General features: G+C 38.4%; 19 protein-coding genes. 10 read left to right on the forward strand and 9 right to left on the reverse strand.

Features of this window, described 5'->3' with window-relative positions; translation table 11 throughout:
• Nucleotides 1-60: 60 nt before the first annotated feature.
• Together R2H34_RS04890 and R2H34_RS04895 are read right to left on the reverse strand one after the other, a co-directional pair.
• Nucleotides 61-1,092: a hypothetical protein gene (locus tag R2H34_RS04890; RefSeq protein ID WP_318342464.1), complete on the reverse strand. Its 1,032-nt coding sequence runs from the start codon at nucleotides 1,090-1,092 to the stop codon at nucleotides 61-63.
• Nucleotides 1,085-2,710 carry an NAD+ synthase gene (locus R2H34_RS04895; protein ID WP_004913968.1) on the reverse strand — a complete coding sequence of 542 codons (1,626 nt, stop codon included), beginning with the start codon at nucleotides 2,708-2,710 and terminating at the stop codon, nucleotides 1,085-1,087. Before R2H34_RS04895 ends, R2H34_RS04890 begins: the two co-directional genes overlap by 8 nt.
• Before the next feature lie 835 nt (nucleotides 2,711-3,545).
• On the opposite strand from R2H34_RS04895, the gene R2H34_RS04900 reads away from it, so the two are divergent.
• Nucleotides 3,546-3,710, forward strand: coding sequence for a hypothetical protein (locus R2H34_RS04900; protein ID WP_004913964.1), 165 nt, complete (start codon nucleotides 3,546-3,548; stop codon nucleotides 3,708-3,710).
• A gap of 56 nt (nucleotides 3,711-3,766) precedes the next feature.
• Here R2H34_RS04900 and R2H34_RS04905 read toward each other — a convergent pair whose 3' ends face one another.
• From R2H34_RS04905 to R2H34_RS04915, 3 genes are all read right to left on the reverse strand, one after another.
• Nucleotides 3,767-4,291, reverse strand: coding sequence for a hypothetical protein (locus tag R2H34_RS04905; protein ID WP_004960087.1), 525 nt, complete (start codon nucleotides 4,289-4,291; stop codon nucleotides 3,767-3,769).
• Between the two features lie 62 nt (nucleotides 4,292-4,353).
• Nucleotides 4,354-4,806 (reverse strand): CopD family protein, encoded by a 453-nt coding sequence (locus R2H34_RS04910; RefSeq protein WP_004952667.1) that lies wholly within the window; start codon nucleotides 4,804-4,806, stop codon nucleotides 4,354-4,356.
• A gap of 18 nt (nucleotides 4,807-4,824) precedes the next feature.
• Nucleotides 4,825-6,054: a beta-ketoacyl synthase N-terminal-like domain-containing protein gene (locus R2H34_RS04915; protein WP_004952669.1), complete on the reverse strand. Its 1,230-nt coding sequence runs from the start codon at nucleotides 6,052-6,054 to the stop codon at nucleotides 4,825-4,827.
• A 289-nt stretch (nucleotides 6,055-6,343) separates the two neighbouring features.
• Here R2H34_RS04915 and R2H34_RS04920 point away from each other — a divergent pair, with 289 nt between their 5' ends.
• The 8 genes from R2H34_RS04920 (at nucleotide 6,344) to rimI (ending at nucleotide 15,205) form a co-directional block, all read left to right on the forward strand.
• Complete coding sequence (locus tag R2H34_RS04920; protein WP_042892608.1) at nucleotides 6,344-7,696, forward strand: EcsC family protein; 1,353 nt, start codon at nucleotides 6,344-6,346, stop codon at nucleotides 7,694-7,696.
• A gap of 169 nt (nucleotides 7,697-7,865) precedes the next feature.
• Complete coding sequence (gene rpsL / locus R2H34_RS04925) at nucleotides 7,866-8,240, forward strand: 30S ribosomal protein S12 (protein WP_004638184.1); 375 nt, start codon at nucleotides 7,866-7,868, stop codon at nucleotides 8,238-8,240.
• A 160-nt stretch (nucleotides 8,241-8,400) separates the two neighbouring features.
• On the forward strand, nucleotides 8,401-8,871 hold the full coding sequence (gene rpsG / locus R2H34_RS04930) for a 30S ribosomal protein S7 (RefSeq protein WP_004638185.1): 471 nt from the start codon (nucleotides 8,401-8,403) through the stop codon (nucleotides 8,869-8,871).
• Between the two features lie 178 nt (nucleotides 8,872-9,049).
• Nucleotides 9,050-11,188, forward strand: a complete 2,139-nt coding sequence (fusA, locus tag R2H34_RS04935; RefSeq protein WP_004960080.1) for an elongation factor G — start codon at nucleotides 9,050-9,052, stop codon at nucleotides 11,186-11,188.
• A gap of 92 nt (nucleotides 11,189-11,280) precedes the next feature.
• Nucleotides 11,281-12,471: an elongation factor Tu gene (gene tuf / locus R2H34_RS04940; protein ID WP_004913952.1), complete on the forward strand. Its 1,191-nt coding sequence runs from the start codon at nucleotides 11,281-11,283 to the stop codon at nucleotides 12,469-12,471.
• Nucleotides 12,472-12,674: 203 nt separating this feature from the next.
• The gene (locus tag R2H34_RS04945) at nucleotides 12,675-13,556 is read left to right on the forward strand and encodes a metal-dependent hydrolase (protein ID WP_125297736.1); all 882 of its coding nucleotides are present in this window, start codon (nucleotides 12,675-12,677) and stop codon (nucleotides 13,554-13,556) included.
• A 205-nt stretch (nucleotides 13,557-13,761) separates the two neighbouring features.
• On the forward strand, nucleotides 13,762-14,646 hold the full coding sequence (locus R2H34_RS04950) for a metal-dependent hydrolase (protein WP_125297735.1): 885 nt from the start codon (nucleotides 13,762-13,764) through the stop codon (nucleotides 14,644-14,646).
• A 97-nt stretch (nucleotides 14,647-14,743) separates the two neighbouring features.
• The gene (gene rimI / locus R2H34_RS04955) at nucleotides 14,744-15,205 is read left to right on the forward strand and encodes a ribosomal protein S18-alanine N-acetyltransferase (protein ID WP_213071584.1); all 462 of its coding nucleotides are present in this window, start codon (nucleotides 14,744-14,746) and stop codon (nucleotides 15,203-15,205) included.
• A gap of 1 nt (nucleotide 15,206) precedes the next feature.
• On the opposite strand, the gene R2H34_RS04960 is transcribed toward rimI, so the two are convergent.
• The 4 genes from R2H34_RS04960 to trxB form a co-directional block, all read right to left on the reverse strand.
• Nucleotides 15,207-16,022: an arginyltransferase gene (locus tag R2H34_RS04960; RefSeq protein ID WP_004960069.1), complete on the reverse strand. Its 816-nt coding sequence runs from the start codon at nucleotides 16,020-16,022 to the stop codon at nucleotides 15,207-15,209.
• Between the two features lie 28 nt (nucleotides 16,023-16,050).
• Complete coding sequence (gene aat, locus R2H34_RS04965; RefSeq protein WP_004960067.1) at nucleotides 16,051-16,782, reverse strand: leucyl/phenylalanyl-tRNA--protein transferase; 732 nt, start codon at nucleotides 16,780-16,782, stop codon at nucleotides 16,051-16,053.
• Nucleotides 16,783-16,872: 90 nt separating this feature from the next.
• Nucleotides 16,873-18,429, reverse strand: a complete 1,557-nt coding sequence (locus tag R2H34_RS04970; RefSeq protein ID WP_318342465.1) for a class I SAM-dependent methyltransferase — start codon at nucleotides 18,427-18,429, stop codon at nucleotides 16,873-16,875.
• Between the two features lie 111 nt (nucleotides 18,430-18,540).
• Nucleotides 18,541-19,491 carry a thioredoxin-disulfide reductase gene (gene trxB / locus R2H34_RS04975; protein ID WP_004952686.1) on the reverse strand — a complete coding sequence of 317 codons (951 nt, stop codon included), beginning with the start codon at nucleotides 19,489-19,491 and terminating at the stop codon, nucleotides 18,541-18,543.
• Between the two features lie 255 nt (nucleotides 19,492-19,746).
• Between trxB and R2H34_RS04980 the strand changes: the two genes are divergently transcribed.
• Nucleotides 19,747-22,833, forward strand: coding sequence for a DNA translocase FtsK (locus R2H34_RS04980; RefSeq protein ID WP_087540003.1), 3,087 nt, complete (start codon nucleotides 19,747-19,749; stop codon nucleotides 22,831-22,833).
• Nucleotides 22,834-22,929: the final 96 nt, after the last annotated feature.

Genomic DNA, 22,929 nt, shown 5'->3' on the forward strand with positions numbered 1-22,929 from the left:
CTCCTGCGTGGTTTCTTTTTATCTATAGTTTTTTTCTACTCAGCGCTGACTTGAGCTAGATTAGAGATGTTTTTCGATAACTTGTAGGGTCTGAGGGTTGTCGTAGAAAGGTTTTAAAACCATGTGAATAATGGGTTCTAACACATTATGTTCATCTAAGGCTTTAACCACTTTTGGATAAAAACGAACTGCCTCATTGCGTAGATCGCTTTCTTCCAAGCCAATAGCTGTGAAAACATCTTGTAGGCTTTCATCTTTATAAAAATCATAGAAAACTTTAACGCCATAGAGAATCAGATCTTGCAAAAATGAAGACTGGCGTAATTCTTTCCAATACTCATAGATCATCACAAAGAACTCTTCTACATCTAGAGGAGTGACTTGCTTAGTGTATTCAGAGAGTGGTTTAGATTTATTATCGTCCCATATATTGCGTGCCAAACTTTCTAGATCATCATTTGATAATAGACTCAAATCAACAAGTTGTTCTTGAATAAAGCGTGCAATACTTTCTTCTATTTTTTGCTCAATACGTTGTTGTTGGCGATAGGAAAAAGTTTTTAATTTCTGCTGCCATTCATATTTACTATCTTGAGCTTTTTCTTCATCAGCTGTAGCAAATAGTTTGGGTAATTTATTTTGTAGTGTAGAGGTTGCTATATATAAGCAGAGCTGCTCAATGGATGGGCTTTCTTTTAGAAATTTATTCAAATATTGTCGAATATTATCTAATTCTAAGATTTTAGATAGCCACATTTCAAATTGATGATCTGAGAATACATCTTGGAGTTGTGCTGAGGATTGCAGGGAAAAAACATGAAGATGTTGGGCAATTTCTCCAATGAATTCTAATAGTCCAGCACCTAATTGCATTTCAAAAGCATAGCGTTTAACTACAGCTTGAATTTGATCAAGCTCTACAACTTCTTTCAGTTTTATATTCGGAGCATGTTGTAAAAAAAGCTGAATAAACTGTTGGAAAAACTCGGGTGAGAGTTGTGTCGTGAGTTGGTTTTTATAAAAGGCCACTTGCTCAAGCATAAGTGCTTGAGCAAGTAATTGTGACTTTTCAGAAACAATTTTTTCAGTCATTCGTTGTCCATCCGTTGACGATAGGGTAGCGTCGTTCACGGCTAAAAGCACGTGAGCTGATGCGTGGTCCGATTGCACCTTGACGACGTTTGTATTCGTTGCGATCAACCAATCGAATCACTTTTTCTACCACCTCTGCTTCAAATCCTCTCGCAATAATATCTGCTTGGCTTTGATCTTCTTCGATGTATGCATAAAGTATCGCATCAAGCACATCGTAAGCTGGTAAAGAGTCTTGGTCGGTTTGATCAGGGCGTAACTCGGCAGAAGGAGGTCGGCTGATCACGCGCTCTGGAATTACAGGGGTTTCACTTAAAGTATTACGATATTTTGCTAATTCAAATACAATGGTTTTGTAGACATCTTTCAATACAGAAAAACCACCAACCATATCGCCATAAAGGGTGCAGTAACCAACTGATATTTCAGATTTGTTACCAGTCGATAATACGAGATTACCAAACTTATTAGATAAGCCCATCAATAGCGTACCGCGAGTACGTGCTTGTAAGTTTTCTTCAGTTGCATCAGCTGGTGTGTTTCCAAAGAATGGATAAAGCGTTTGCATAAAGCTATTTACAATAGGGTGGATCTCAGCAATACCAAAAGTTACGCCCATACGACGAGCTTGCTCGGTCGCATCTTCCACACTCATTTGTGACGTGTATGTATATGGCATCATAACTGCTTGAACTTTATCTGCCCCGATCGCATCCACTGCGATTGCAAGTGTTAATGCAGAATCAATACCACCAGATAAACCTAAAATGACACCTGGGAAGCCTGAACGTTGAACGTAATCACGAGTTGCCATTACGAGTGCTTGATAAATTTCAGCAAAGGTTTCAAGTGCAGGGGCTGATTCAGTTTTTTTGAATTCTTTTTGCTCTGCATCATATTCAACAAAATAAATTGATTCTTGGAAACTTGGAGCTTGTAGTGCGATTTCTCCATTTTTGTTGGTTACAAAACTTGAACCATCAAAAATTAGATCATCTTGACCACCTACTTGGTTAACATAAACCAGATTGAGATTTAACTGTTTAGCTAATTCATTTAAAGTTTGGATGCGATGTTGCGGTTTACCTACTTCGTAAGGTGAAGCATTAAGAACCAATGCTGTTTCTACATTGAGCTGGCTTAATTGCTTAACAGTATTCAGTGACCAAACATCTTCACAAATAAGTACACCAAATTTATGACCTAAATATTCAAAAATTAGATGCTGATGACCTTCTTGGAAGTAGCGTTTTTCATCAAAAACACCATAATTTGGCAAGTTATGCTTATTATAAATCCCTAAAACTTGTCCATCTTTCATCACGGCTGCTGAGTTATAGCGGTAGCCATCTTCGGTTTGATGAACAAAACCAAATACCATGACGATATCTTTGACTTCACTTAATTGTGCAAATGCTTTCTGAGTGCGTTTGCTTAAATTAGGTCGAATCAATAAATCTTCAGCTGGATATCCGATTGTTGATAATTCTGGAAAGATGATTAAATCGGCTTGCTGCTGTTTTGCTAAATTTGCTTGCTCAACCATCTTTTGAGTATTTGCGTCAATATTGCCAATATGCGGAGAGAACTGGGCAAGGGCAATTTTAAAATTTTTCATTCAAACTTAATCCTGAGTCTTAACATGTGTTGATATACAAGTTCTTGATTTGTGTAAGTATAATTTTAAAGAACGTTGTATATCATAGCGCCAAACATTCTATATCTTAAAGAAAAATGACAAGGTGTCTAATATATACTAATTGCACATTTTTCTGCGTAAAAATAACAAGTTTTTCTGTTTTAAAGAGCAACATTTTTAAATGGTTGCGTAGTGATGGTGCATGACTATGAATAAACTTAGCATTGTCATTTATTCTTTTTTTTCGTGTCACTTTCGCATACCGAAATGACAGTTCAATGACATGAATAGAAACACTCTTTTTTCGATTATTTCGGTATTGGGATAAAAAAATACAAAAAATTAGAGTTTTCGTAAAATTTAAATCTATCAAAAACATAATTTTATTGAATTGAGTCTTTTTTGACCGTTCGTCGGGAATCCTTTTGCTACACTTGAGTGTACAAATGTGCACTGCTATTATCCTAATTAATGTGAACATCTGTACACTAGATGTAACAGTAAAAATATGCATTTCGCATATAAAAAGAGGAAATAGAAATGTCAGTACTTTTAGTTTTAGTTGTTGCGTCTTGTTCTGCTATCGCAGTAGGTCGTGTGGGAACTATCTTGTTAAACCAAGATGATAAATAAATAGTTTTATAAATAATGGTCTGTTAAGAGAGGTAATGATTATGTCAGTTGTATTTTTTCCAGTAATTGCGTTTGGTTTAGCTGTTGTAGTTGGTCGTATTGGTACTTTAATGTTCCAAGAGCAAGTACAAGAGTCAGAGTAAGTTTGATTAATTAAACTTTTGATGAGAGGTAATAAGTTATGGTGATTCCAACAATCTTATATCCAGTAATTGCTTTTGGATTGGCAATTGGTGTGGGACGTATCGGTACAATTGTTAAAGATGCGATGCGTGTAGATTTTACGACTGAAATGGATGATAGTCATGAACTTAGCTCAGAGAGCAGTAAAAACACAGCAGCATAGAATTGCTAATGATGTTTCAAGCTGAAAAGCCCTGTAAATAAACGACAGGGCTTTTTTTATTTCTGAAGAATAATATTTGGAACTTTTTTTAGAAAAATATCACGTGCGATGTCACCTTGCTGTTCAATGTTATATTCATTGAATTTCTTTCCAACTATAAATTGATACCGGTAAGGGTTGTATTGTTTAAAACTTAGATAATAACCAAGTTGCAATATTGCGCCTTTTACAATCACATTTGTGTTTTGCTGAAACTGCAGAATATGTGCAAGTTCATGAATGAAGAGACTTTGCAATCCGATTGAACATTTTGAGTAATCTTTACTAAAATATTTTTGATGAACGTACAGGTTGCCATTTGGCGCTATAAATATGTTTTCAGGTTGCCAAGGTAGATAGGGGATATTGAAAATTTTTACTTCTGAATAATGAATGAGTTCACCAAATACAGATTGAGCAATCGAAATTTCATCATTAGTTAAGCCACGATACTCAAATTCTTGTATGTTGAGAAAGGAAATCAGTTCAGAGATCAGTCGAGATCTTAACCATTCAATACGATGCTTTAGAAGTTTGTTCATTTGAGTTCTATAATTGTATTTGATTAAAAATATGACCTCAATTCAAATAAAAAAAGCCCCAGTTAAAACTGAGGCTTTACAACAACGAGAATGACAACTGCAAATAAAATCACTGTTGGCATTTCATTAAAGAAGCGCCAAAACTTATGAGATTTATAATGTGCATTCCCGATGAGTTTCTTTCGGTAATAGCCACATACAAGATGGTAAATGACTAGGAGTCCGACTAAAGCCACTTTAAGATAAAACCATAAGGCTTCATGATAATGGCGAGTGGCATCACCCCAATCCACAAGGAAATGGGCAGTCACAAGCGTGGCAATCATTGATGGCCACATGATGCCACGATATAACTTACGTTCCATTACTTCAAAGCGTTGATGACTTACAGCATCCTCACTCATCGCATGATAAACATAAAGCCGTGGTAGATAGAACAACGCAGCGAACCAACACACCACAGCAATAATATGTAATGCTTTTACCCACAAGAAAGCATCAGAAGGTGCATCCATCGATAATCCTATGTGGGATTATGCATCCCACTTCTTGAAAATAAGGCAAGCGTTAACACCGCCAAAGCCAAAACTGTTACTCATGACAGTATTCAGTTTTGCATCACGTTTTTCAAGTACAATATCGAAACCTTTCGCGCCTTCATCTAGTTCTGTAACGTTGATGTTCGGTGCGATGAAGTCATTTTGCATCATTAGTACAGAGTAGATTGCTTCCTGTACACCTGCTGCACCCAAACTGTGGCCAGTCATTGATTTGGTTGAGCTTAGTGCAGGTACATTACCTTCGCCAAAAGCACGTTCCATTGCTTTTAATTCGGTTACGTCACCTGCAGGTGTTGAAGTCCCGTGAGTATTGACATAATCGATTTGTTCAATGCCATGTTGTTTTGCTTCATCAAGTGCCATGAGGATACAACGCGTAGCACCTTCCCCAGATGGAGCAACCATATCTGCACCGTCACTGTTGGCAGCATAAGCGACTACTTCTGCCAAAATGTTCGCACCGCGTGCTTGAGCATGCTCAAGTGATTCAAGAACCACAAAGCCACCACCACCCGCGATCACGAAACCGTCACGGTCAGCTGAATAAGGACGAGATGCTGTTTCTGGTGTATCGTTATATTTAGAACACAATGCACCCATAGCATCAAAAAGTAAGCTTTGAGACCAGTGATCTTCTTCACCACCACCAGCAAGCATTAAATCTTGTTTACCTAATTGAATCAGGTTGTAAGCATAACCAATTGCATCAGCAGAAGTTGCACATGCACTAGTAATAGAGTGAGCAATACCTTGTAGTTTTAATGCAACACCAACGTTTGCAGTAATCGTATTACTCATGTTGCGTGGAACAAAGAAAGGTCCAATTTTACGTGCACCTTTTTCTTCCAGTAATTTAACCATCTCTGCAACAGAAGCAGTTGAGTTACCGCCACTACCACCAGCAATACCGTATCTTGGGTTGTTAGCTAGGTCTTCTTGTTTGAGACCTGCATGTTCAACGGCTGCAATAGCGGCATTGTAAGCATACATCGCACACACGCCCATGAAGCGTTTCAATTTACGATCAATGCCATCAAAATCTTGAACAGCTGCTGCGCTCACATGACTTTTGAAATTAAGTTCAGCATAAGTTGGGTTAAAACGTGTCCCAGAGATTCCATTTTTTAGAGAATGAGTAACCTCTTCCAAAGAGTTACCGATACATGAGTTGATGCCCATACCAGTGATTACAACACGTTTCATTTACAGTTCCCTTTTATGGTAATACTAAGCCTTGTACAACATCGCTATAGTTAAAATCAGGAGAAAATAACGATCAAATCGGCTCATGAGTGAATGACACCATGATAGCAGAAAGGTTTTTTATTTCTTATGGCAAATATTATGTCTATTTTCAGTTATGTAAAGATTAGTAAGTTTAGAACGACTTAAGGTGAAAGCTAATGAAATTATACAGATTCAAGTTGAGATAAATCTGTATTCAACCTAGTATTTACCTAGAAATGCACAGATTAAAGAGTAGAGGTACTTGATGACAAATTCTAAAAATAAGCAAACTTCAGGTTTATTTGCCCAAGCATTTGGAGTGGCTAAAAAGCTCAGCTCTGAATTGCAAAAACTTCAAGTTGCCCCGATAACATCTGGTGCGAAACTTTCCAATTCATCTAATATTGTTGAAGGAAATGCGCGTTTCAAAAGTCCATTTGAAGTGGAGAAATATGAAAGCCCTCAACAGATGCTGCGTCAACAACTTCCTAAATTGTCACATCAATTGCTAGGTAAGCATTATACGAAGGTGAATAATGTGGCGACTTTTGTTTCACCTGATTTAGGTGAAAAAGTTTCAGATTATTTATTTCAATGGTTGAATGAATTTAGTTCAAATAGTTCTTTGACAGAAAAGATTCTCGAAGAAGCAGGAGTTAAAGATCTTGCTGAGTTGACACAGGATACTGGGCGCTCGCAACGTTTAAGTCAGGCACTCATTGAGCAAAATAAATTACTTGCAGCTGCCCAGGGATTAATTACTGGTGCTACTGGAGTTTGGGGTGCTGCAATCGATATACCTGCTTCGATCGTTTTGGCATTACGCACGATTTACCAAACTGGTCGCTCTCATGGTTTCGATTTATCTGAAGAAGTTGATCAAGATATCGTGGCCTTTATTTTTAAAGAAATTGATTTAGGTCTTGTCGCAGAAAAACAAACATTATTACTTGCTTTAAAAGCTTTACAATCAATGTTAGACACACATGATTTGCAACATTTCCAACAGTTATTAGGCTCTAATAATGATGTTGAATTGTTGAAGAAGTGGTTGGTTGATGTTGATGGGCAATTTAAGTGGGGGTGGTTAAATCATATTCCACAAGCTTCAGTGATTGGGAAACTAACACCGATCGCGGGTGCAGTTGTCGGTGGTTTTTATAGCTGGAAACTTCTAGAAGATGTGGGGCATAAATCACAATCAGTATTTGGTGCGGCGCGATTCTATATAAATGAGCATCCTGATGAAAAGATTTCTCCATTAGAGGCATATTACAAAGCTGAAGCATTATTAAGAAAAGCAAGTCCAAAACTTTTACAAGCAACAGAACTTGATGTCGCAAGTAAAATAGCTCCAGCCGAAAATCTAAAAAATGATGTCATTACTCATGTGGCTGTTCAGACAAAAGATGAGCTCATAGAAAATTCAACAAAAGATGAAAAGGTTGAAGAGGGTATTCTGAAGCTTGCTGAGCAACATGTAACAGAACATGAATATTCCCAACAAAAACCAGCGATTAAAGCGACTGATAGTGATGACACCTTGGCGGATGAGACGGAACAATTATCCGAACAAAAGACAATAGATATTGAGCCTGCATCAACAAAGCATAGCTAATATGTATGTGATGTATAAAAGCATCTAAAAGTTAACAAAAATCTAGAAATGGTCAACACTTGCTTTAGCCTGCAATGTTGACCATTTTTACTTCTTGACTTACAATTGTGTGCCCTTAAAAAGAGGTGCTTTTCTTTTTAAGGTTGTTTAATAACGGGAGAATTGCCAAATGGCAACAACAAATCAGTTGATCCGTAAGGGTCGTACAACTTTGATTGAAAAATCAAAAGTTCCTGCGTTGAAGGCTTGTCCACAACGTCGTGGTGTATGTACACGTGTATATACGACTACTCCTAAAAAACCTAACTCAGCAATGCGTAAGGTTTGCCGTGTTCGCTTAACTTCTGGTTTTGAAGTATCAAGCTATATCGGTGGTGAAGGTCATAACTTACAAGAGCACAGTGTTGTTCTAATCCGTGGTGGTCGTGTTAAAGACTTACCAGGTGTACGTTACCATACCGTTCGTGGTTCTTTAGACTGTGCTGGCGTGAAAGATCGTAACCAGTCACGTTCTAAATACGGTGCTAAACGTCCTAAGAAGTAATTCTAGGCAACCAGCCCAAACAACCCTTTAGCGTTTCGCTTGTTTGAATTCTTCATAGATTTGTAATTCAAGCGACGTATAGTAAGGCCAGCGTAGCGTACATGGCACTTGTACAAACTGCTGGATCATCCTGAAGTGTCATAATATTAGGTGTATTAAAATGCCAAGACGTCGCGTAGTCGCTGCTCGTGAGATCCTTCCAGATCCAAAATTTAGCAGCCAAACAATCGCTAAATTCATGAACCACGTAATGCAAGATGGTAAAAAATCTGTAGCTGAAGGTATCGTTTACGGTGCTTTAGAGCGTGTTCAAGAAAAAAACAAAGTAGACCCAGTTGAATTTTTCGAGACTACTCTTGAAAAAGTTCGTCCTATGGTCGAAGTAAAAGCACGCCGTGTTGGTGGTGCTACTTATCAAGTACCTATGGAAGTACGCCCATCCCGTCGTACTGCCTTAGCAATGCGTTGGTTAGTAGATGCTGCTGCTAAGCGTTCTGAAAAAACGATGGCTTTACGTCTTGCTGGTGAGTTGCTTGATGCAGCTGAAGGTAAAGGTGCAGCGATCAAAAAACGTGAAGACGTGCATCGTATGGCTGAAGCCAACAAAGCCTTCTCTCACTACCGTTTCTAAACGGATAAAACAGTCCCTAATCAGGAGAATATTCATGCGTACAGCAGCTCGATTCAACATTGCTCTTTATCAAAGTGGGAGCTTTGCGGGTATTTAAGTTGCCTGCTTGGATATTCGTGCGCATCAATTTAATTGATGCGTCCTGTTTTAAAGATAACATTTAGGAATGTAAGACATCATGGCTCGCCAAACCCCGATTACTCGTTACCGTAACATTGGTATTTCTGCGCACATTGACGCAGGTAAAACAACTACAACTGAACGTATCTTGTTCTACACAGGTGTATCTCACAAAATTGGTGAAGTACACGACGGTGCAGCAACAATGGACTGGATGGAACAAGAGCAAGAGCGTGGTATTACCATTACTTCTGCTGCTACGACTTGTTTCTGGTCTGGTATGGGCAACCAATTCGAACAACACCGTATCAACGTAATTGATACACCGGGACACGTTGACTTCACAATTGAAGTTGAGCGTTCTATGCGTGTTCTTGACGGCGCGTGCATGGTTTACTGTGCTGTTGGTGGTGTTCAACCTCAGTCTGAAACTGTATGGCGTCAAGCTAACAAATATAAAGTGCCTCGTTTAGCATTCGTGAACAAGATGGACCGTACTGGTGCAAACTTCTTCCGTGCTGTAGAGCAAGTTAAAACTCGTTTAGGCGGTAACCCTGTACCTATCGTTGTACCAATCGGTGCAGAAGATACATTTGCAGGTGTTGTAGATCTTATCGAAATGAAAGCGATTATCTGGGATGAACCATCTCAAGGTATGAAGTTTGAATATGGTGAGATTCCTGCTGACCTAGTTGATACTGCTAACGAATGGCGTACTAACATGGTTGAAGCGGCTGCTGAAGCTTCTGAAGAGTTAATGGACAAGTACCTTGAAGAGGGTGATCTTTCTAAAGAAGACATCGTTGCAGGTCTACGTGCTCGTACATTAGCATCTGAAATCCAAGTGATGCTTTGTGGTTCAGCATTCAAAAACAAAGGTGTTCAACGTATGTTGGATGCTGTGATTGAATTCTTACCATCGCCAACAGAAGTTAAAGCGATCGAAGGTATCCTTGACGATAAAGCTGAAACTAAAGCATCTCGTGAAGCATCTGACGAAGCTCCGTTCTCTGCGCTTGCGTTCAAAATCATGAACGACAAATTCGTAGGTAACTTAACTTTCGTACGTGTTTATTCTGGTGTTCTTAAACAAGGTGACCCAGTATATAACCCAGTTAAGTCTAAGCGTGAACGTATCGGTCGTATCGTGCAAATGCATGCGAATGAGCGTCAAGATCTTGATGAAATCCGTGCAGGTGATATCGCAGCGTGTGTAGGTCTTAAAGACGTTACAACTGGTGATACATTATGTGATGAGAAAAACATCATTACACTTGAGCGTATGGAATTCCCTGAGCCAGTAATTTCATTGGCTGTTGAACCAAAAACTAAAGCTGACCAAGAAAAAATGTCAATTGCTTTAGGTCGTTTGGCGAAAGAAGATCCATCGTTCCGTGTACGTACTGACGAAGAATCTGGTCAAACAATTATTGCTGGTATGGGTGAGCTTCACCTTGACATCATCGTTGACCGTATGAAACGTGAGTTCGGTGTTGAAGCGAATATCGGTAAACCAATGGTTGCTTATCGTGAAACGATTAAGAAAACTGTTGAGCAAGAAGGTAAATTCGTACGTCAAACAGGTGGTAAAGGTAAATTCGGTCATGTATATATTCGTTTAGAGCCACTTGATGTTGAAGCTGCTGGTAAAGAATACGAATTCGCTGAAGAAGTTGTTGGTGGTGTAGTACCAAAAGAATTCTTCGGTGCAGTTGATAAAGGTATTCAAGAGCGTATGAAGAATGGTGTCTTGGCTGGTTACCCAGTTGTAGGCGTTAAAGCTGTTCTTTTTGACGGTTCTTACCACGATGTCGACTCTGATGAATTGTCGTTCAAAATGGCTGGTTCGTATGCGTTCCGTGATGGTTTCATGAAAGCAGATCCAATTCTTCTTGAACCTATCATGAAAGTTGAAGTAGAAACTCCAGAAGACTACATGGGCGATATCATGGGTGACTTAAACCGTCGTCGTGGTATGGTTCAAGGTATGGACGATCTTCCTGGTGGAACAAAAGCAATTAAAGCAGAAGTTCCATTAGCTGAGATGTTTGGTTACGCTACTCAAATGCGTTCTATGTCTCAAGGTCGTGCTACTTATTCTATGGAATTCGCTAAGTACGCTGAAACTCCACGTAACGTGGCTGAAGGCATCATCGCTAAGTTCCAAGCTGGCGGTAAAAAAGGTGACGACGAGTAATCTTTCGATTACTATATTACCCAACTAAAATTTAGTTAAAAACCAAGCGCTCATGAGCGACCCTCATGAGCAGTTTATAAAGGAAGATCATCATGGCTAAAGCCAAGTTTGAACGTAATAAACCACACGTAAACGTGGGTACAATTGGTCACGTTGACCATGGTAAAACAACTTTAACTGCTGCGATTGCAACAATTTGTGCAAAAACTTACGGCGGTGAAGCGAAAGATTACTCACAAATCGACTCTGCTCCTGAAGAAAAAGCACGTGGTATTACAATTAATACATCACACGTAGAATACGATTCTCCAATCCGTCACTACGCTCACGTAGACTGCCCGGGCCACGCCGATTATGTTAAAAACATGATTACTGGTGCTGCTCAGATGGACGGCGCGATCCTTGTATGTGCTGCGACTGATGGTCCAATGCCACAAACTCGTGAACACATCCTTCTTTCTCGTCAGGTAGGTGTACCTTACATCATCGTATTCTTAAACAAGTGTGACCTTGTTGATGATGAAGAATTACTTGAATTAGTAGAAATGGAAGTTCGTGAACTTCTTTCTACTTATGATTTCCCAGGTGATGACACTCCAATCATCCGTGGTTCAGCTCTTCAAGCATTAAACGGTAACGACGGCCCTTACGGCGAAGCTTCTGTTCTTGCACTTGTAGAAGCGCTTGATTCTTACATCCCAGAACCAGAGCGTGCAATCGATAAAGCATTCTTGATGCCAATCGAAGACGTATTCTCTATCTCTGGTCGTGGTACAGTAGTAACTGGTCGTGTAGAAGCTGGTATCATCAAAGTTGGTGAGTCTGTTGAAATCGTTGGTATCCGTGATACTCAAACGACTACAGTTACTGGCGTTGAAATGTTCCGTAAACTTCTTGACGAAGGTCGTGCGGGTGAGAACTGTGGTATCTTACTTCGTGGTACTAAGCGTGAAGACGTACAACGTGGTCAAGTACTTGCTAAACCAGGTACAATCAAGCCGCACACTAAATTCGATGCAGAAGTATACGTACTTTCTAAAGAAGAAGGTGGTCGTCATACTCCATTCCTTAACGGTTACCGTCCACAGTTCTACTTCCGTACAACTGACGTAACTGGCGCGATCAAATTACAAGATGGCGTAGAAATGGTAATGCCTGGTGACAACGTAGAAATGTCAGTAGAGTTAATCCACCCGATCGCAATGGACCCAGGTCTACGTTTTGCGATCCGTGAAGGTGGTCGTACTGTAGGTGCTGGTGTTGTTGCTAAAGTAACTGCATAATCGCCTAGAGTGATCAAAAAAACACCCCTTATGGGGTGTTTTTTTATATCAATTGTTTGACAATTTTATTGAATAGTGTCCCAAACTGATACTTTGCTGTCCCAAACTGCACTTAATTGATCCATATAAAAACGTAATATAAAACTTAAGAAAACGAACAAAAGTGCTCAGAGAAAAAAGTTCACTGAAAAGGAGTAGGCGGCATGAATGCTAAAGTAAATATTTCAAATCGTGCAGGTGCAAGTTTCCCAGTACGTCGTATGAATTTTGATTTTGATCAAGTACCTGAATACTGGATGAGTGGCTCAGCAGGTCTTACACATTTTATGACTGCATTATCTGCTTTATTTCCAGATGGTGAGAAATTATTTATTGATTCAGTTCGTGCTGTGCGTTATCACCCAGCGATTAAAGAGAATGAAGAGCTGCAAAAAGAGATTAGTGCGTTTATTGGTCAAGAAGCAATGCATACTCAAGAGCATATTAATTTCAATGCTTCTGCTCAAAAATACGGTCATGATGTAAGAGCCTTAGAACAAATTACAGGTCGTTACATTCAATTTGCCTTAAATAATTTTTCGAAAATCGTAAAACCTTTTGGTATGACACGTGAGATGGTTGATCTCACCGCTACGACTGCTCTAGAGCATTTTACAGCGACGATTGCATCTGAATTATTGCGTAATAAGCATATTCAAGATTTGATGACAGATGACACAATGTCTTATATGTGGTTCTGGCATGCGGTTGAGGAGAATGAGCATAAAGCAGTTGCATATGATGTATATGAGTCTGTTTTTGGCACAGGAATTAAAGCATACAGCTTACGTACAACAGCGCTCGTATTTGCGATGACTTTAATTTTTATTCTTCAGTCATACTTCACTTTACGTTTGCTTAAGCAAGATAAAAAGCTAAATCTTAAAGAGTTGGGAATGATTTATAAGTATGGTTATAGTCCATCAAAAGGGATCATCGCAGGAATGGCAGGAGAAATGCTGGCGTACTTTAAACCACGTTTCCATCCGAATGATTTAGATACAGTTCAATTATTAAAAGATTGGAAAGCGAAATTAGGTTTGTAAGCCTTATTTTCTTCAATACTGTTTGTTTTTAAAGGGCATGAATTTGCCCTTTTTCTATTTTTAATATTTTCAAAAAAACTTGAAGACATGTCCTAAGATGATGCTTTTATGACCTTATCTGCACTTAATTAAAGCATGATAAACAGCGTATAAAATAAGAATGGATAAAAACAAAGAATGGATTCATCATTAAGGAGAATAAGGTATGAATGCTAAAGTCAATATTTCAAATCGTGCTGGCGCTAGTTTCCCTGTACGTCGAATGGATTTTGAGTTTGGTGATGTGCCTCGATATTGGGCAAATGGTGATGCTGCACTCACGCATTTTATGACTGCTTTATCAGCGCTATTTCCTGAAGGTGAACAATTTTTTGTAAACAGTACTCGTGCAGTTAGAAATGATCCTAAATTAGCTGACCCTCGTTTGCAGAAAGAAATTAGTGCTTTTATTGGTCAAGAGGCGATGCATTCTAAAGAGCATTTAGCGTTCAATGCATCTGCTCAAGCCTATGGTTATGATGTTCGTAAGATGGAAGAGCAAACAGGCAAAGTGATCAATTACGGTGTTAATGTAATCAGTACATTACTTAAACCTTTTGGTTTCAACAAAGAAATGATTGGATTAACTGGAACATGTGCTTTAGAGCATTTTACCTCTACAATTGCTGAGGAATTATTAAGTAATCCAGATATCCAATCGATGTTCATGGATGAGACCATGTATCATTTGTGGATGTGGCATGCTGTTGAAGAAAATGAACATAAAGCTGTTGCCTTTGATGTCTACGAGGCAATTTATGGTCAAGGCGCTAAAGCTTATTTTATGAGATCACTAGCACTTGTGATTGCAATGGGTCTGATTTTTATTACCCAATCCTATTTCACTGCAAAACTACTCAAAACTGATGGAAAACTAACGTGGCGTGACACGAAATATATGCTGAAGTTTATGTATGGTTATAAAGGTTTTATGACCCGTCAGATACCAACTTTACTGGCATTTTTAAGACCTAAATTTCATCCAAATGACTACGACACCACTGAATTATTAAATAAATGGCGTGCCGAGTTAGGTTTTAATCCCCACTAAATAAAATGGGCAATCAATCAGATTGCCCATTTTTTTATTTAAATTTGGTTTTAAATTGTCGATAATCTGCCAATTAGGTTTTTGACAAGGTATTCACGTGATTCGATTGATGCAAGAAAAGGATTTGGATAAAGTTGCTGATATTGAATGTTTAGTTCAAACACATCCGTGGTCTAAAAAACAATTTCAGGAGTCTTTGCTTTCTTACCAATGCACAGTTTATGAAACTAAAAATCAAATAGTAGGATTTTGTATTTTACAGCCTGTGTTAGATGAAGCGAATTTGTTACTGATGGCGATCCATCCAAGCCAGCAGGGCAAAGGTCTTGGATACGAGTTGTTAGATTATTCAATTCAACTTTTAAAAAATAATCCTATCCAAATTTTTTTAGAAGTACGTGAAAGCAATCATGCTGCAATTCGTTTGTATGAAAAAACGGATTTTCATCAAATAGATTTACGCAAAAATTATTATCCCAATTTGGATGGTACAAAAGAGCATGCTGTGATTATGGTCAAAACATGCACTGATGATTTCGCGTCTTTATTTAAATCCTAAATTATTTAATGATTAGATCATCCCACTCTGAAGGTAGTGTGCTCATGAGTGAGTTTCCGAGTTGATGAATTTCTTTCTCAGATAATGGGCGATTGAGTCTACGCCATTGACCATCTAGTAATAGTTCAAGTGGTGTGTATTGTGACTTGTAGTTCATTTTCGCTGAGTGTGGCACCCAATAACCAAGATACAAATAATCAAGATTTAGAGTTTTTACATATTCAATTTGTTTAAGAATGGCATAAACGCCCAAGGAGCGACGTTGTTCATCTGGGTCAAAGAATGTATAAACCGCAGATAAACCATCATCCATCAAATCGCAAGTAGAGACCGCAATTAGTTTTTGGTCTTTCCATAATTCGATAAAAAAACTTTCTGTGCAACTGTGTACGAGAAACTTCTCAAACTGATCATAGTTGGCTGGATACATATCACCATCTGAATGCCGCTCGTTTATATATCTCTCATAAAGCTGATAATGTTGTTCTGTCGCTTGCGAGGTAGGCAAGATATTCATGCTTAAATCTTGATTGCGTTTCCATGCCTTTTTTTGGCTGCTATTCATTTGAAATTCTTGAATAGGGACTCTACACGACAAACATTGACGACATAAATGACATTCTGGGCGATAAACAAAGTCACCACTGCGACGAAAACCAACACGTGACAGTTCAGATAATGTCACCACATCAATGCGATGAATTGGATCTAAGAACACCATTCGAGCTGATTTGTTATCGAGGTAACTGCAGTCATGTGGTGGAGTAATGTAATACTGTAAGTCATTTAAAAGGGACTTGGGTTGGTATGATTTCATTAATCTGTCCCTCCAAGGTCTTAATCCGTTAACCGTCTAATTTTGAAAAAAGAGCTATTGTTTTACTTGAAAATACACGTTCTTGATAACTTTTCCAATTGATAGAGGGGGTAATAATTACATCTTGTAACGATTTTAAATAGGCTTGGCGAGAAAGTGTACGTGCTCCAAGACTTAAAAGGTGATCGTTGACCAATTGGCAATCGATCCAAGGCAGTTGATTTTCCTGTCCAATTAACATCAGTGTATAGAATGCCATTTTAGAGACATCTGTTTCGGTGCTAAACATCGACTCACCAAAACATCCTTTACCAATAGTGACACCATACAGGCCACCTACAAGCTGTTCATTATTCCAGACTTCGACACTATAGGCATATCCTGCTTTAAATAGAGCTGAATATCCTTCAATTATATCTTCACTAATCCATGTCTCATTTGCATAACTTCGTGGTAACGAACAGGCACGAATGACGTGTTCAAATGCATGATTAATCGTAATTCGATAATCATGTTTTTTCATATTTCGTAGTAAGGATTTGCTCGGTTTATATGCCTGTGGTTCGATAATGCAACGTGGTTCAGGACTCCACCAACAGATAGGTTCATCTTCGTTGAACCATGGAAATAATCCATGTGTATAGGCTTCAAATAATGTAGACGGTGAAAGATCTGCACCAATACAGATGAAACCATGTCCCTCAGGATCTGCTTCAATAGGATCAGGAAAAATATATTGAGAGGGTGGAAGTTGATGCATAATAAAATGAATATGGAAAGGATTCAGATTAAACTAATCTAAGAAAGGTCGAATGGCAAATCTAGAACTTCGCCATTCGATCATCAGTATTTAATTAAATAAACGTAATTGTTTCGCGATCTCCAACTTCTTACTTTCTAAAAATATTTGGGCTTTAGATTGGATAATTTCAATGCTTTTAACTTGATCTGAAACCGTTTGACCATCTTTATCTAAAACTAACCACCCAAGTTGTTGGATGACATCTTGCACATAGTAAGCAAAATCTGTTGCAGTCGTTAAACCTTCTATAAAATGAGCGCGATAAAATAATTGATGAAAATGTTCAGTCGGTATACCAATGCCAGTGATTGGACTAATTAAAACGCCATAGTTTTGATGAAAACTCGCTTGTTTTAAAATGTAGTGATTTAGATTGTGGCAATGCTCAAACATTTTTTGAGATGGTTCACTATTTTGACATGGTTGAGCTAGTCCAAGATGGCACAGGATAACGAGCGCATTTAAGATTTTTGCATAGTGAAGCTCGGGAAAACTAGCTTCTAAATCTGCAATAGTGAGCGGTTGATAGTTAACTTCAGCAAATCGATTGCCAATTGGTTGATAAATTTCCTCTATCAAATTGAATGTCCCCAATAGTCCTGTAATGCTACTCGGTAATTGCTCTTTGGCTGTTAGAAGCACAAATGCTGTTTTTCGGAGTTTTGCTTGGACTTGTAATGGGGTTAAATTATTTTTGCCTCGAATAAATAAATCTCGTCTAAATTGTGTGTTGGCAAAATAATCTCGGCATTGTTCTTTGAAAATCGGGTGTTCAATCGCATTTAGAAATTGCTGATGTTCTTCTGAAAAATTAATGTTATCTAGATGCGTTCCTAAGTCTGTAGACCCAGCATAAGATAATTTAATTTCATCTAGGATTCTGACTACTTGCTGAAATGAAAAGCATTGCCAATCTTGATTCAAATATTCATGAATTAAGTAATTTGGATTTTGTTGTTTGAGATCGATTACTTTTTGCAAAGCATTGGGATTTCTTTGAGCAAAGATTGGATTTTGTTTAAGTAGTTCTTCGCTAAAATTTAATGCTTCATTTACTTTTTGCAGTGGGTTTGTACTTTTGCTATTAAATTTAAAATGGCTATGAAATAACTCGCGTATAGGCATATTGGCAGCCCAACCCGTCACGCAGTTATAACTGATATAGACAATACCATTAGGTTTTAAATATTTGCGAATGAATTTCAAAATGATGTGTTGGTTTTCATAGCTTATCCAGCTCCATATTCCATGTAGGCTAATTGAATCAAACATGGGTAAATCATTTCGATTTAATAATTCTTCAAAGCTATCATCAAAAAAATACGGCTTAGTTTGGCTATGTTGTGCTAATTGGTTGGCATGAGCTGCATGTGCGGGGTTAAAGTCAGTACCGTAAAAATTGGCATCAGTACTTGCTGCATGTATGTTGATGCTGACACCTTGTCCAAAGCCAAGTTCACAATGTGTTTGATTTATTTGAATATCTGGACTATCAATCCCATTTAAAAGTAAGCAGAATTTTTGGAAGTTAGGGCTAAGATCACGATAGTATCCATAGGTGTAATTGACTTCAGTTTGGTAGCCATTGGTCCATGTTGTTGTCATGTATTCATCCAAAATATAATTGTTGTTAAATAAAGCCATGTTTTTGATTGTATATATCATTTAACAAAAAAAGCCACCATAAAGATGGTGGCTTTTTAAACTTAATGTAAATTAGTTTAAATTATCAAGATACTTCTCAGCATCCAATGCTGCCATACAGCCTGAACCTGCTGAGGTAATCGCTTGACGATAGATACTATCAGCAACGTCACCAGCAGCAAAAACGCCTTCAATTGATGCTGCTGTTGCATTACCCGAAGTGCCACTTTGAACTTGAATATAACCATCACGTAAGTTCAATTGACCTTCAAACATATCTGTATTTGGTTTGTGTCCAATCGCAACAAATAGACCTTGTACTTGAACATCTTGTGTACTTGAATCTTGGGTAGATTTGATACGTACAGATGTTACACCAGTATTATCACCCAATACTTCATCGACTTGATGGTTCCAAATGATGCTGATTTTGCCTTCTTTTTCTTTCGCAAAAAGATGATCTTGCAGAATCTTTTCAGAGCGCAAGCTGTCACGACGGTGAACTAATGTGACATGAGCTGCGATATTTGAAAGATAAAGTGCTTCTTCAACTGCAGTGTTACCACCACCCACAACCATGACATTTTGGTTCTTATAGAAGAAACCATCACATGTAGCACAAGCGCTTACACCTTGTCCCATGAATGCTGCTTCTGATTCAAGACCTAAATACTGAGCTGTCGCACCAGTTGCAATAATGAGAGCATCACATGTGTATTCTTCCATATCGCCTTTTAAAACAAACGGGCGTGTTTTTAAATCAACTTCATTGATATGGTCATATACGATTTCTGTACCAAAACGTTCAGCATGGGCTTGCATACGCTCCATAAGTACAGGACCAGTTAATCCTTCAGGGTCACCAGGCCAGTTATCAACTTCAGTCGTCGTTGTTAATTGACCGCCGAGTTGTAAGCCAGCAATGAGTGTTGGTTTAAGGTTTGCACGCGCTGCATAAACTGCTGCACTGTAACCCGCAGGACCAGAACCCAAAATAATTAACCGTGAGTGACGAGCGCTCATTAAAGAACATCCTTTTTATATTGAAAATGCTAAAATTATACGTGAATCCGTAGGGGAGTGGGCTAAATCGATGATGATAATATTGATTAACTCAATCGAATTGCGCTATATCCGATCAGGATGTTAACAACAACAGTAAACAATCGTGCATCTTTTTTGTAAGAACACGTGCATAATATTAGACTTATTGATTAGGGTTGTTTAGACCTTAAATAATAGACAAACAAATAACGAAATTGGGTTACAGGACTGTATATGACTGCGGTGTCAAGTGTTTATGCACAACGCTTTTTAATGACATTATTTTTGATTTCTTTTGGCATTTATCTATTTCTTGCCACAGTAACCTATACTCCATTTGACCCAGGTTGGATGCATATATCTAGTGATACCCAACAGGTTTCCAATGCGAGCGGTGTTGCAGGTGCATGGATTGCAGATTTGTTATTTGGATTCTTAGGATGGGCGAGTTTGCTGCTCCCGATTTTTTTGTTTATTGAAGCAATCCAAGTATGGTGGCCAAGAAGTTTCCTTAATCGTCCGTTTCGTTATGCGGCACAATTCTTCCTCGTGTTATCTGTGGCGAGTTTGTTCTATCTGCATTGGAATACTCCTGCGGACACTCTAGATAATGCAGCTGGTGGAATTATTGGTTATGAGTTGGGACAAAGTCTAACTGGCTTGCTGACAATATATGGTGCAACGTTATTTTTACTCGCATTCAGTATTTTATTATTAACTTTAGCCTTTGGAATCCAATGGGATAAAACATGGATTACTCTAAAGAAAACACCCGCATATTTGCAGGATCTATTTTATAAGAATGTACCTCAACAAGAGTCAGCGTATGATCGTACTGAACAAATTACGATAACTGAAACACCGTTAAAAACCAATGCTCAGACTTCTGCTACTGTAGGTGCAGAACCAGTACTAGCCAATCATTCTACTCACGATATTATAAACCAAGAGACTCAAACTAAATTTGATGATTCTCATCATCAGGTATTGGCTGAGCGATTATTTGCCGATGTGGCCGCAAAAGAACAACAACGCATGAATGTCCAAGAAACAAAACCAGAGGACGATTTCGAGCAAACATTAAAACGTGCGCACCAATTCGAGGCTGAAAGTCAAAGACTCATACAAACTGGTGAGGTTTGGCGTGCACTGCAACATGATGAACAAAGCCATAAACAAGAAATAGATGCTTTACTGAAAGCTGCAGATGATCGTAACGAACTTGATGATCATCAGATGTTAAATACATCATCACATTCTAATATTGTTCAGAAAACTAATCATCGTGATTTAGATTGGAATGATGATGAAATTTTTGATGAATTACTCGCTGCTGTTCCAAATAGCAAAACAGCGACAGATGTTCATACACCATTCAATCAAGAGTTGCAGACTTCTTCATTACAACAAAAACAACAGTTTGAGGTGGATGAAGATATTGATGAATTTGAATTCGCTGTAAAGCCAGAGAATACTGTAGTCGTTGAAGAAAATATTCATTCTCCGATCAGTGCTCATGATGAGGTGAAACAAACTCAGAAATCTGAATTTGATGACTTCGATGATTTATTGATAGACGAAGATGAGTTTAAGACACCTTCGACAAGCACAAGTTATGCCCAGTCATCTGCTTTCGTAAAAGCACCAATTGAAGTTGAAGTACCAAAAGAAAAATTATCTAAGGAAGCATTCATCGAGGCATGGCAGGAAACAGCTGGTAAAGCAGAACCAGAATTAGAAATCGATTTGGATGATGATTTTGATCTAGATGCTCCTTTAACTGATGCTTTCGGACGACCAATGTCACGAGCAATGCAAGTTGCCCAAAAGCGACGTGACTTACCTACCTTGCCTGGTTTGGAATTATTAGATCGTGTTGATCCAAATAAGAAAGTGAATTTTACAGCTGATCAATTGGCTAGATTATCTGAATTGCTTGAGATCAAACTGCAAGAATTTAATGTCAAAGCACAAGTGGTGGAAGCACAGCCTGGACCAGTAGTGACACGTTTTGAACTTGATCTTGCACCAGGTGTTAAAGCATCAAAAGTTACTAATATTTCACGCGATCTAGCGCGCTCAATGTCGATGGCTTCCGTACGTGTTGTTGAGGTTATTCCTGGTAAACCATATATCGGGATTGAAGTACCTAATAGTTCTCGTGAAATGGTGCGCTTGATCGAATTATTGGAAACCCCAACTTATCGTGATCCAAATAACTTGATTAGTATGGCGATGGGTAAAGATATTTCAGGAAATCCAGTACTGACTGATTTAGCCAAAGCACCACATATGCTCGTAGCGGGAACAACAGGTTCAGGTAAATCGGTTGCAGTAAACTCGATGATTTTATCGATGTTATTAAAGTATACCCCTGATCAATTGCGCTTAATTTTGATCGATCCAAAACAACTTGAGTTGGCAAACTATAGTGATATTCCTCACTTATTGACACCTGTAGTAACAGACATGAAGGATGCTGTTAGTGCTTTAAATTGGTGTGTAAATGAGATGGAGCGTCGTTATAAGTTGATGTCATTCTTGAAGATTCGTAAATTAAGCGACTATAACCGTAAAGTTGAAGAAGCGATTGCAAATGGTGAGGATTTAATTGATCCGACTTGGAAACCTAGTGATTCAGCGACTCAAGAAAGAGCACCTCGATTAACACCATTACCTTCGATTGTTATTGTTGCCGATGAATTTGCAGACATGATCATGCAGGTGGGTAAAAAAGCTGAAGAAATGATTACGCGTTTAGCGCAGAAATCACGTGCCGCTGGGATTCATCTTTTACTTGCGACACAACGTCCATCTGTCGATGTTATTACAGGTCTCATTAAAGCCAATATTCCAACGCGTGTGGCTTTACGTGTGAACAGTAAGATCGATTCACGTACCATCCTTGATGCCGGTGGTGCAGAGGACTTACTTGGACATGGTGATATGTTATTCCTTGGACCGGGTAAAATCGAGCCTGAGCGTGTTCACGGTGCATTTATCAGTGATGATGAAGTGAACCGTATATGTGATGCTTGGCGTGAACGTGGTGAGCCAAATTATGTAGATGAAATCTTGACGCCGTTCGATGAAGAACCTACATCACGTGGTTTTGAAGATGGCGATGGTGATCCTAGTCGGGATGCTCTATATGACCAATGTGTTTCTTTTGTTTTGGAAACCCGAAAAGCTTCAACTTCATCACTTCAACGTAAATTTAGTTTAGGTTATAACCGAGCTGCACGAATTATCGATCAGATGGAAGAGAATGGAATTGTGAGCTCAATGGGAGCAAACGGAAAACGAGATATTTTGGTTTAAACTAAATGATCATTTAAAAGAGCCTCAATTTCGAGGCTTTTTTATTTTCATTTTTATAGATTAAATATGGTAAAAATCACGTTTTTTTAATTAAGC

It is taken from the genome of Acinetobacter sp. 16 (assembly GCF_033439925.1).
In the GTDB taxonomy this organism is placed as follows: domain Bacteria; phylum Pseudomonadota; class Gammaproteobacteria; order Pseudomonadales; family Moraxellaceae; genus Acinetobacter; species Acinetobacter junii.

Excerpts from the sequence above, each read along its gene's own strand:
- R2H34_RS04890 (WP_318342464.1), bottom strand. The coding sequence starts at position 1,092 with ATGACTGAAAAAATTGTTTCTGAAAAGTCACAATTACTTGCTCAAGCA.
- R2H34_RS04895 (WP_004913968.1), bottom strand. The coding sequence starts at position 2,710 with ATGAAAAATTTTAAAATTGCCCTTGCCCAGTTCTCTCCGCATATTGGC.
- R2H34_RS04900 (WP_004913964.1), top strand. The coding sequence starts at position 3,546 with ATGGTGATTCCAACAATCTTATATCCAGTAATTGCTTTTGGATTGGCA.
- R2H34_RS04905 (WP_004960087.1), bottom strand. The coding sequence starts at position 4,291 with ATGAACAAACTTCTAAAGCATCGTATTGAATGGTTAAGATCTCGACTG.
- R2H34_RS04910 (WP_004952667.1), bottom strand. The coding sequence starts at position 4,806 with ATGGATGCACCTTCTGATGCTTTCTTGTGGGTAAAAGCATTACATATT.
- R2H34_RS04915 (WP_004952669.1), bottom strand. The coding sequence starts at position 6,054 with ATGAAACGTGTTGTAATCACTGGTATGGGCATCAACTCATGTATCGGT.
- R2H34_RS04920 (WP_042892608.1), top strand. The coding sequence starts at position 6,344 with ATGACAAATTCTAAAAATAAGCAAACTTCAGGTTTATTTGCCCAAGCA.
- rpsL (WP_004638184.1), top strand. The coding sequence starts at position 7,866 with ATGGCAACAACAAATCAGTTGATCCGTAAGGGTCGTACAACTTTGATT.
- rpsG (WP_004638185.1), top strand. The coding sequence starts at position 8,401 with ATGCCAAGACGTCGCGTAGTCGCTGCTCGTGAGATCCTTCCAGATCCA.
- fusA (WP_004960080.1), top strand. The coding sequence starts at position 9,050 with ATGGCTCGCCAAACCCCGATTACTCGTTACCGTAACATTGGTATTTCT.
- tuf (WP_004913952.1), top strand. The coding sequence starts at position 11,281 with ATGGCTAAAGCCAAGTTTGAACGTAATAAACCACACGTAAACGTGGGT.
- R2H34_RS04945 (WP_125297736.1), top strand. The coding sequence starts at position 12,675 with ATGAATGCTAAAGTAAATATTTCAAATCGTGCAGGTGCAAGTTTCCCA.
- R2H34_RS04950 (WP_125297735.1), top strand. The coding sequence starts at position 13,762 with ATGAATGCTAAAGTCAATATTTCAAATCGTGCTGGCGCTAGTTTCCCT.
- R2H34_RS04960 (WP_004960069.1), bottom strand. The coding sequence starts at position 16,022 with ATGAAATCATACCAACCCAAGTCCCTTTTAAATGACTTACAGTATTAC.
- aat (WP_004960067.1), bottom strand. The coding sequence starts at position 16,782 with ATGCATCAACTTCCACCCTCTCAATATATTTTTCCTGATCCTATTGAA.
- R2H34_RS04970 (WP_318342465.1), bottom strand. The coding sequence starts at position 18,429 with ATGACAACAACATGGACCAATGGCTACCAAACTGAAGTCAATTACACC.
- trxB (WP_004952686.1), bottom strand. The coding sequence starts at position 19,491 with ATGAGCGCTCGTCACTCACGGTTAATTATTTTGGGTTCTGGTCCTGCG.
- R2H34_RS04980 (WP_087540003.1), top strand. The coding sequence starts at position 19,747 with ATGACTGCGGTGTCAAGTGTTTATGCACAACGCTTTTTAATGACATTA.